Source organism: Pseudomonadota bacterium (genome assembly GCA_022361155.1).
In the GTDB taxonomy this organism is placed as follows: domain Bacteria; phylum Myxococcota_A; class Polyangia; order Polyangiales; family JAKSBK01; genus JAKSBK01.
This window is the reverse complement of sequence record JAKSBK010000142.1, coordinates 1-4,898: the sequence shown is the minus strand read 5'-3', so window position 1 is coordinate 4,898 and position 4,898 is coordinate 1. Positions and strand designations below refer to the sequence as shown.

Here is a 4,898-nt window from a genome sequence, read left to right as displayed (position 1 = left end):
GCCTGTGTCGTCACCCTCGTCGACCGCCTCATCCACAGATGTGAACTCATCCCCATCGAGGCCAATAGCTACCGAGTCAAGGAAGCCAAAGAGCGCGCTGCCAAAAAACGGCGTGCTAGGACCGCTCGGAACCCCAAGGCGTGAACGCGCCGAATAGACGCGCTTTTGGTCGATCGGCAACATGAGGTCAACTAAGTCATGCTCCTGCCGCTGATCAACTCGTCCATGATGACCAGCGGGCTCGCCGGCTATGACCTGCGGGCCCTTTTCCTTTCCGTCGCTTCTCGCACACGAAGGCTACGTCCCTCTCAGCTTTCCAGGCCACTTCTCGGGGGATCGCGCTCGATTCCTGCGGAAATCGGTGGCCGTCAAGATACTACGCCCATGGTGAGGAAGGCGGGCCTCGCGCAACGCGGGCACCCGGCTCTGTGGGGTTCAGTGGGCGGACCACCAAGCAGCGGCGGCGCCCAAGAGGAAGACGCCCAGCACAGTGGCTATCCATGCCCGCTGCCGTCTACGAGTAGGAGCCGTCCAAGTTTCGTCTCCCCGCAAAGCAGAGTACCGAACGGGAGCGAATGCCACCATAGAGGCCAGGAGTACGTACGCATACCAAGGTGGCCGGTCCCAGAAGAGGAGTGATATCCCGTATCCAATGACCGAGCACAGATAGAGAATCACCACAACGGGACGGCGCCGGATCGATTTGTCAATCATGTCACACTATCTCCCCTGGCCGCTGCGGGTGCAAGGGTGAGGCGGGCGGCCGTCGCCGCCCGCTGTCTTGGCGCCGTGGGAAGGCGTGGGCCCAACGCGATTAGGTGGGGCCGGTGGCGCCATCGGCCACGCAGACGATACAAAGACCGCATAAGCCGCCGCAAGCTGCATTTTCGACAATGCAAGCTAGGCAGGGAATTGAAGCGAAAGGGTTGGCAACAGTGGTGGCGCATATTGAGGCGCAAGCAACACTTGCGGCTGTACAGCCCAAGCAAGTGAGGCATTCACCCCAGCAACTGCCCGAGTCGTCATCCGTAGTGCCTTCCGTATCGTGCCAAAAACGAGAATGTTGATATGCATAGGTCCTCCAGGGTTCCGGCAATGTCAAGCTCAGCCCGGCAAGTATTGCCGAAGACGCTACAATGGACCTATTGTACCAAAACCAAGTTTGATAGACCCCATTCGAATCATAAACGTCTACATAGACAATGGGATCACTGGTAGAAGTTTGCACATCATTATGTACAAGCGTATTGCCGCTAGAGTCAAACCCTCTAAAGGTTGCTGCGGTCCCATGGCCATCGTTGACCCGAAGTGTGTAAGACCAGCTCACTACGCCAATACTTCCGCCACCTCCAGGTGACGCCCCGATCGCCACCGTCGAAAAAGACGGTGAAGGTGGAGGTTGAACGGCTCGGGCGTTCGGATCTTGAACAAGAGGGGCGAATCCCACCGCTGAAGAAGACGGTGAGGGTGAAGCGGCTGGAGCGTTCAGATTTTGAGCAAGAGCGCTCCCGTTGGAGGCTCCAAGAAATGCCGAAATTAGCAAAAGGCAGAACACTTGTTGAACTAAATCTACCGATCGAAAATAGTTTTTGAACCCATTTTTTTCTTGCATAACTTTATCTCTAAAATTGCAACTCAGAAAGCAACCATCCCTCAGTAGAGCCGAGGAATTTGACTGCGGCTGCTTTTTAATGAGCCGCCTAAAGCGGCGGCCCTACAGGAACCGCTCACGAGCGGTGCTTCTGCGGCCGGTTTAGACCAGCCGGAGGCTGGTCCAACCGTCCTCCCTCTCTTGGTGCCGTATATATATGTCCTCCTTTTTGTGGGTCGCGCCGCCCACCCAGTTCTGAAAGCGGCGAACATGTCTAGTTAGTGATGCGAGGGGGCCACTTTTTCAAAAGAATCGAGACCTCGGCCGAGCTAAGGTACAGAACGGGACGCGTTGGGCTCTCCCCTTGGCACACCGAATCTGCGGACCACGGGGTCCTCGGGATAGTGGGCACGCGTCTGGGCAACGAGCTCTTGCAGCCGCCGATGCTCTCCGCGTGCTGCCAGCACGTACATTAGCAAGTGGACAGGGGCCAGATCGTTCGGAGCCAGCGCGAGAGCACGGTTTAGATGCGTCTCGGCCTCGGCGGCTCGACCTTGTTGGAACAACCAGCGCCCGTAGAAAAAATGCCCCCTCGCGTAACCGGAATCCAATTCCAACGCCCGACGAAAGTGCGCTTCAATCTCCGACCTCCGTCCGAGCGCGCTTTTGCAGATAGCCAAGTTGATCTCCAAAATGCCGTAGTCGGGACGGAACGTCTGGGCGCGCTCGAACAAACGCAATGCCTCCTCAAACTTGCCGGTGCGCATCTTCGTGAGACCGTAGTTCATCAGGGCGCGCCCGTTGCGCGGGCTCTTGGCGACCACGTCGGCCCACAGCGAAGCATCGCTGTGCCACACGCGATTCCTGGCCTGTGTGCCGGTCGCATGCACCGAAAGCAGCGCCATAGCAGCCAGCGCCGCGACGACCGCATTGCCTTGACGCTGCAAGATCGCGGCACCCGCCCAGCCAAAAGCCAGCGCAAGCCCGGCGTATGGGAAGTAGATGCGATGCTCGTTGTAGGGCTCCGAAAGGGGCACGACGCTCGAAGTCGGGATCAATGCCAGCGCGAACCAGCACAAACCGAAAGCGGCGGGACGTGCCCAGGGATAGGCCGAAAGGCGCCAGATTGTACCCCCCAGCAGCAGCAACCCCAACACACCGCCGAGCACGCGTGCGTCGCTCCAGCTCGTAAGAAAACCCAAATCGGTATCGGCGGTCAGGCCTACAGGCAGAAAGAACAGCCGCAGCCACACGTACGGCTGCGTCCGTGCATAGGTCAGCCGATCGATGGTGCTGTAGACCATCGTATCTGGCTCCATTGCGCGAACCAAGACGTAGAGCAGGGCAGCGCCCGCAAACGCTGGCCCCACGCTCGCGGCTACGCGTCGGTTCCACGTGTCTCGTTTCAGCCAGCCTCCGACAGCCCGTCGCTCTTCCAGGAGCAGCACCATCACGAGCAGCAACGGCGCGTACATGACGGTAAGTGGCTTGGCTAGACCGCCAACAAGCATTGGCACGAGATGAAGCTGCCACCTCCGGAGTTTGGGCCACTGGAGATATACGAGCAACGAACAGACCACCGCAAGGGTCGCTACCAAGCTGGAGCGCGCGGAAAGATAGTTGACCGTCTCGGTGTTGGCGGTGTGAACTGCAAAGAACGTAGCAGAGAACAGCGCGATCCATGGATGCCACGACGAGATGTCGCACAGGTCCAAGAGCTTGCGATACAATGCGAGCAGCGCAATCCAGACCGTCAGGTGCAGCAGGAACTGCGTTTCGTGAAAGAACGCAGGTTTGAGACCGTCGGCCCGCGCGTAGTCAAGCGCGTAGCTCAGCGTCAGCAGCGGACGGTAGCTCGCGTTCTGTGGCCGAGCCGAGTACGTCAGGGGATCGCGAAAGAAGCTAGGCACGTCACGCAGGCTACGAATCGCGGCGTTGTCCTCGATCACGTGGAAGTCGTCGAATTGAAAGCCATTGTCGAAATGGTTCGAGTAGGCCCAACCGATCAGCAGTAGCGCGCCCACACCTGCAGCGACGATCCCCGCTCGCGATTTGAGCCCTTCATTCACGTCGATCACGTCGTAGTAGCCCAATTTGTTCCGCGAGGAGCCCAAGGAGGAAGAAGATGATCCCGGTCACGATCGCGAGCATCGCGCCGACGCTCACACCGTCGCCCCGGAGCACGATGGGCAGGCCCCAGGCGACGCCGAGGAGGAGACTCGTGAGGGAGATCGGCAGAAACAGACGCATCGGGTTGAATAGCACGACGACGTTGAGAATCTCAGCGAGCGTATCGATCGCTGTACGCGTACTGATCGTGCTGACGCCGGCGATGCGCTCCCTCACACGAATGGGGTGCTCGACCACCACGTGCCGCTCGCTGATGAAAACCATAACGAGGACATCGCTGAAAGCCATGGAGTCCGGGCACAGACCTGCGTAGCGCTGCGCGAGCTCGGTATCGTAGAGCTTCATGCCAGAGTTCAGGTCGCGCACGTCAAGCGGAAGTAAGAACCTGGCTACAAAGCGAAGAAGCCCCCTACCCAGCGCTCGGTAGCGACCGCCACGCTGATTGCCCCGGCGGTCTCCAACTACCATATCCGCGTCGGCTTCCGCCACAGCGTTACGCAAGCGCCGAACGTCCTCCACGTCGTGTTGGCCGTCCGCATCCAGCGTGCAAACGTAGCGAGTCGTAGCAGCAGCGAGGCCTGTCTTGAGCGCCGCGCCGTATCCGCGGTTTCGCTTGTGTCGCAGCACGGTCATCCATTCGGTCATCCATTCGGCGTGCTCGGCCGCAAAAGCCTGCAGCACCCCCAATGTGGTGTCGCACGAGCCATCATCAACCACGATCAACTTCCAACCATGCTGAACGCATGCGTTACACACCTGAGGCAAGAATCTGCGCAGTGCCGCCTCCTCATTGTAGGCAGGCATCAACAACGTCAGCTCAGGGTTCATCAACGTAGCCTCAGGGAGCGTACCGTCTCCAGCCGGCTGCACGCCGATTTCGGTGAGGAAGCAAGAATCCATGCCAAACCGATGGCCCTTTAGATTTGCACTTCTCATGGTCCGACTCCACCTCACGCTCTGACTACGATCTGATCACCGACGTTCCCGAGCCTCCGCTGCTTCGAGTGCTGCTTCGAGCCGCGGACCCGCAGCTGTGCCCGGGTGCCCGGCTGGCGGCGCCGCGTGCGCGGCCCGGGCAGGCACCGCTGGCGGCCCCCCCCCCCCCCCGCGGCGGGGCATGTTCGCCAAGGCCATGAGCCCTCGCCTCGAGGGGGGCCTCGAGGGCAGCCTGCTGTGT

At 59.9% G+C, this 4,898-nt stretch carries 4 protein-coding genes; 1 reads left to right on the top strand and 3 read right to left on the bottom strand.

The window, feature by feature from the left end:
* Positions 1 to 183 (bottom strand): hypothetical protein (locus tag MJD61_04855; protein MCG8554606.1); only part of this gene is annotated, 183 nt, incomplete at its 3' end.
* Positions 184 to 1,386: 1,203 nt separating this feature from the next.
* Between MJD61_04855 and MJD61_04850 the strand changes: the two genes are divergently transcribed.
* Positions 1,387 to 1,593 carry a hypothetical protein gene (locus MJD61_04850; GenBank protein MCG8554605.1) on the top strand — a complete coding sequence of 69 codons (207 nt, stop codon included), beginning with the start codon at positions 1,387 to 1,389 and terminating at the stop codon, positions 1,591 to 1,593.
* Positions 1,594 to 1,920: 327 nt separating this feature from the next.
* On the opposite strand, the gene MJD61_04845 is transcribed toward MJD61_04850, so the two are convergent.
* Together MJD61_04845 and MJD61_04840 are read right to left on the bottom strand one after the other, a co-directional pair.
* Positions 1,921 to 3,660: a tetratricopeptide repeat protein gene (locus MJD61_04845; protein MCG8554604.1), complete on the bottom strand. Its 1,740-nt coding sequence runs from the start codon at positions 3,658 to 3,660 to the stop codon at positions 1,921 to 1,923.
* On the bottom strand, positions 3,653 to 4,657 hold the full coding sequence (locus MJD61_04840) for a glycosyltransferase family 2 protein (GenBank protein ID MCG8554603.1): 1,005 nt from the start codon (positions 4,655 to 4,657) through the stop codon (positions 3,653 to 3,655). Before MJD61_04840 ends, MJD61_04845 begins: the two co-directional genes overlap by 8 nt.
* Between the last annotated feature and the right edge of the window lie 241 nt (positions 4,658 to 4,898).

Coding starts and splice junctions, on each gene's coding strand:
- MJD61_04840 (MCG8554603.1), bottom strand. CDS start 4,657: ATGAGAAGTGCAAATCTAAAGGGCCATCGGTTTGGCATGGATTCTTGC.